Source organism: candidate division WOR-3 bacterium (assembly GCA_026418155.1).
Classification (GTDB): domain Bacteria; phylum Hydrothermota; class Tepidihabitantia; order Tepidihabitantales; family CAIPLT01; genus JAOABV01.
In genome coordinates this window covers 1-5,512 of sequence record JAOABV010000080.1, presented here as the reverse complement: position 1 = coordinate 5,512, position 5,512 = coordinate 1, and the positions used below count along the sequence as shown (strand labels likewise).

The following is a 5,512-nucleotide window of genomic DNA, read 5'->3' as shown; positions in this document are numbered from 1 at the left end:
ATTTATAAAATTCCCAAGTTATTTGAAGTTGAAACTGTAAAAAATAATAAAAAACACCGAACAAGAAAAGAAAGGAAGCGTTCAAACTATGATAAAAAATCTTAATAAATATATTGACCATACCTTATTAAAACCCGAAGCCTCAGAAAAAGACATTATGAAATTGTGCGCAGAAGCGAAGCAGTATAAATTTGCTACAGTTTTTGTAAACCCTTGTTATGTCAAATTAGCGTCAATGTTATTAAAAGGTTCAAAAGTCAAAGTCGGCTGTGCAGTAGGATTCCCATTAGGTGCTACCACAACCGAAGTCAAAGTTTTAGAAGCATTACAAGCGATTAAAAATGGTGCTGATGAAATTGATATGGTAATTAATATTGGGGCCGTAAAGTCAAAGAATTATAAACTTATAGAAGATGACATAAAAAGTGTCGTAAAAGCAGTTAAACCTATTAGCGTAAAGACAATCTTGGAAACATGTCTTCTAACTGATGAAGAAAAAATCAAAGTTGCTAAGATTGCAAAAAAAGTCGGTGCCAAATTTGTTAAAACCTCTACGGGATTCTCTACAGGTGGAGCAACGGTTGAAGATGTTAAACTCTTACGCAAAACTGTTGGCAAAAAAATGGGAGTTAAAGCCTCTGGTGGAATTAGAGATTATAAGACTGCGATTGCTATGATAAAAGCCGGCGCTAATCGTATCGGCACTAGCGCTGGTGTCCAGATTATGGAAGGCGAAAAATTAGATAAACTACAAGGCAAATTCAATTACTAAATGGAACAACAGACACCACAGTCTATAAAAATAAAATACGAGACCAGTATAAAACATTTTATGATTTTATATATAAATGTCATTATGAGTGAAACGAAGAATATCAATATAAAGAGTAATAAATCACATAAAAACATTCGTTTCACGCTCACTAATATCTTATAATATAAATAATATAATATGAAAGCAATTGTTAAAACCAAACCTCAAAAAGGTGTTGAACTCTTAGATGTTGCGATTCCCAATATAGCAGATGATGAAGTTTTAGTAAAAGTTAAAGCAGTAGGAATCTGTGGAACCGATATTCATATCTACAATTGGGATAAATGGTCACAAGAGAGAATTGGTGAAAAGAAACTGCCACAAATTATGGGCCATGAGATGTGCGGTATTGTTGAAAAAATCGGTAAAAATGTCCGAGGTGTGAAAGAAGGTGACTATGTTTCTGCTGAAACTCATATCTATTTTCCGAGAGATTTTAATGCTTTGTTAAATCAAAGGCACATTGGTGAACAAATGGAAATTTTAGGTGTTGACCGTAATGGCGTATTTACTGAATATATCAATATTCCCGAGCGAGTTTTATGGCACAACGATAAAAATATTCCCTACGAACTTGCCGCTGTTCAAGAACCATTAGGTAATGCTCTGTATGCAGTATTAGGAGAAGATGCAGATGTGGCGGGTAAATCAATGGTCATTACTGGTGATGGTCCGATTTCCCTTTTTGCAGTAGCAATTGCTCGTTGTTGTGGTGTTGCAAAGATCTTCTTAATCGGTATGTCAGAAAAAATGATGACAATTGCTAAATCACTCGGTGCTGACCATATCATCTCGGTCAAAGAACTCAACCGTCAGCAGAGAATTGCTTATATCAAAGATTTTACTTATGGTGTTGGGGCGGATATTGCTTTAGAAATTGTTGGCAATCAAGACTCAATAACTGATGCCTTTAAAATGGTACGCAAAGGTGGTCGCGTCTCAGCTTTTGGCATTTCACCTAATCAAATCGTAAATATTGACTATGATAATGACATTGTCTTTAAGGGAATTCAAATTCACGGTATCTCCGGCAGAAAAATCTTTGATACCTGGTATCGAGTGCGAAATTTACTTTCATCGGGCCGCCTTAATGTTAAACCTGTGATTACTGATACTATGTTATTAGAAGATTTTCAAATTGCTTTTGACAAACTAACTGCGACTAATAGGGAATCAGCAAAGATTGTTCTGTTCTTAGATAAAAAAGATTTAGAAGAAAATAAAAATGAAACATCCCCAAAATAGATACAATGAAAAGTAAGATAAAAAGAGATAACAAATTATTTGTAATCTCCATCCTGTTTACTAATTTTTGGTATTCTTCTTAATAGGAGGTATTGATGGCATATGGAAGATTTCAAGAATATCTACAACAAGAATTAAATTCCGTAAAAGAGCAAGGTTTGTATAAAGAAGAAAGATATATTTTAACACCTCAAGGAGCAGATATTAAAGTTGAATATCCTTCTGGTGCTGAGCCAAAAGAAGTCTTAAACTTTTGTGCCAATAACTATCTGGGATTATCCAGTCATCCCAAAGTTCTTCAAGCCGCCCGTGAAGCGATTGATAAATGGGGTTATGGAATGTCATCTGTTAGATTTATCTGTGGAACGCAAGACATCCACCGCACTTTAGAACGAAAAATCAGTGAATTTCTTAAGACCGATGCGACAATTCTATACTCATCATGTTTTGATGCCAATGGCGGTTTATTTGAAGCCTTGCTTAATGAACAAGATGCTATAATTTCCGACCAGTTAAATCATGCTTCAGTAATTGATGGCATTAGATTATGTAAAGCCGAAAGATTTCGTTATGCCCATTCTGATATGAAAGAACTTGAAGAACACTTAAAGAATACCCAAAAACACCGTTTCCGAATGATTGCTACTGATGGAGTTTTTTCAATGGATGGTGATATCGCAAAATTACCTGATATTTGTGAACTGGCAGATAAATATGATGCCTTAGTAATGATTGATGATTCTCATGCTACTGGTTTTATTGGCAAAACAGGTCGGGGAACACACGAATATTGTGGTGTAATGGACAGAATAGATATAATCACTACAACTTTTGGTAAAGCAATGGGTGGTGCGTCTGGAGGATGCACATCAGGAAGAAAAGAAATTATTGAAATGCTTCGTCAGCGGTCAAGGCCCTATCTGTTTTCTAACACCCTTTCACCAATTATCGCAGCAACAACTGTCCAAGTAATTGATATGCTTTCCGAAACAACTGCTCTACGAGACAAACTTGAAAGAAATACGATGTATTTTCGAAAAGAAATGACTGAACGCGGTTTTGACATAAAACCCGGCATACACCCGATTGTGCCAATTATGTTATATGATGCAAAACTTTCGCAAGATTTTGCCCGAGATCTATACTATGAAGGTATTTACGTGATTGGATTTTTCTATCCGGTGGTTCCTAAAGGACAAGCAAGAATCCGAGTCCAAATCTCTGCGGCTCATGAAAAAGAACATATTGATAAAGCAATCGAAGCATTCACTAAAGTCGGTAAAAAATATAATGTAATAAAATAAATTGATACGATTTTGTCTAACTTATAAAAAGTACTATAGTAAATAATTTTATCACTATCTTGCCCAAGAGAAAATTGGAATAAACTCCAATATTGTCCGATTGAATGCTTTAAAGAATACTACATAACTAAGAAGTTACACCAAATCGTACTCTGGCCAAAAATATTAAGTGCATTTAACCAAAACTGATTATTAATATTAAAATATAAATTAAGATTATTAATATTGAAATATGAATTAATTATAAAACCGATTTGGACTTATAGTATATTTAAGATTTAAAAATCTTTTAACTTTTTCTTGACACGCATATAAAATGGATTATAGTATTTCTAAAATAATAATTTTGCGTTTAATAAGACGCAGAAGGGAGTAAAAAATGATTTGTAAAAAAAATTTATCTTTGTTGTTATTAACTATTATCGGATTTAGTACTATTAAAGCATTCCCGTTTTCTTATTACGATGATAACATTCGAAGATTAAGAATTAATAGACACACCTACATTCAAAGAAATACTCACAAGCAGTATCTCCGCAATTTGAAAAACAACACGATACATAAACCCATTTATCCTGTTCAAGATTTTACTGATTGGGATGCTTTAGGTCCTGAAGGCGCAAATGTTACCTCTATGGTAATGCATCCTACTAATCCATCAATAATTTATCTCTCACCAAATAGCAACCCTTGTCAAATTTATAAAACAACCAATTATGCAACAAATTGGAGTGTTGTTGGCACAATTGAATATTATGTAAATTCAATGGCAATCGCTCAGACAAACCCTAATATTCTATATGCAACTGGTCTTAATGATTCCTCTATAATTTTCAAAAGCACAAATGGTGGTCAATCGTGGACCTATCATCGATTTGCTTTTGGCGATAATGACTATGATTGGATTTATGCATTAGCCGTCGACCCGACCAATGCCAATATAGTTTGGGGGGCTTCAGACTATTATTATAACGGCGATTATGTCATGGCATATTATAAAAGCACTAATGGTGGAACATCTTGGACAGGAAGGATGTTGGATTCAACTACTTATGGAGTAAGTTTGGCAATTGCAATCAATCCATCCTCTCCTAATACTATTTATATAGGTGGTGCAAGTGGCAATGGTATTAAACTTTACAAGACTACTAATGGTGGAACAAGTTGGACTGACATAAGCGCTAATTTATCCGGTGAAGGTGTTTTATCAATTGCTATACATCCAACACAGACCAATACAATTTTGGTTGGGACATATTATGGAATCTACCGAAGCACAAATGGCGGCCAAAGTTGGACTTTAACTAATTTCTCCGGCGAATGTCCGGTAATAAAATTCAGTTTGAATTCACCTAACATTGTATACGCTGGTTCTTATGAAGGTAATGTATATAAAAGCACCGATGCTGGTCAAACTTGGAATCCAACAGGCTCCGGTATATCTGGTTATAATATAAGAAATTTGTTAGTTGACCTAACATCATCTTCAATTATCTATGCTGGTACTGAAATCGGCTGTTATAAAACCACTAATGCCGGAACATCTTGGCAATCGGTTAATTCAGGTCTGTATGCTACCACAATTAATTATTTTACATTAGCACCATCTCAACCCAATACAATCTATTTAGCAGTTGATAATGATGCTATATATAAAAGCACTAATATGGGAATGAATTGGACAAGACTGCCTGAATTTACTGGTTCCAATTATATTTATTCATTAGGTGTTGCACCTGATAATCCTAATATTGTTTATGCTCTTTACTATAACATTCTTAATAAATCAACCAATGGTGGGCAAAGTTGGACAGAAATCTACTTGGATGATTATTTCTGGGCACAAAAACTAATTATTAGTCCTAATAATCCTGCGGTAATTTATATTGTAGGAACTTATTATGACACTTTAGCACAAACTGAGAAGATGGCAGTTGCTAAAAGCACAAATGCCGGTAGTACTTGGTCAATAATTTCTATAATACCGAATCAATCGTTCGGCTATTCAATTGCTATTGACCCTTCTAATCCAAATACAATTTATGTCGGCGGTGAACAACAATCCGGACCGGCTCTTTATAAAAGCACTAATGCCGGCGTGACTTGGACTGATATGTCTTATGGAATTTATGGCTGGAGCGTTTATACT

General features: G+C 34.6%; 4 protein-coding genes. All 4 read left to right on the top strand.

The genetic code is table 11. The features are described from left to right. Positions 1–88: 88 nt before the first annotated feature. On the top strand, positions 89–772 hold the full coding sequence (gene deoC / locus N2201_07245; GenBank protein MCX7785993.1) for a deoxyribose-phosphate aldolase: 684 nt from the start codon (positions 89–91) through the stop codon (positions 770–772). A gap of 180 nt (positions 773–952) precedes the next feature. Then, positions 953–2,059 carry an alcohol dehydrogenase catalytic domain-containing protein gene (locus tag N2201_07240; GenBank protein ID MCX7785992.1) on the top strand — a complete coding sequence of 369 codons (1,107 nt, stop codon included), beginning with the start codon at positions 953–955 and terminating at the stop codon, positions 2,057–2,059. A 95-nt stretch (positions 2,060–2,154) separates the two neighbouring features. Next, positions 2,155–3,363: a glycine C-acetyltransferase gene (gene kbl, locus N2201_07235; protein ID MCX7785991.1), complete on the top strand. Its 1,209-nt coding sequence runs from the start codon at positions 2,155–2,157 to the stop codon at positions 3,361–3,363. Positions 3,364–3,742: 379 nt separating this feature from the next. Beyond that, the coding region (locus N2201_07230) for a YCF48-related protein (GenBank protein ID MCX7785990.1) at positions 3,743–5,512 on the top strand (1,770 nt) is incomplete at its 3' end.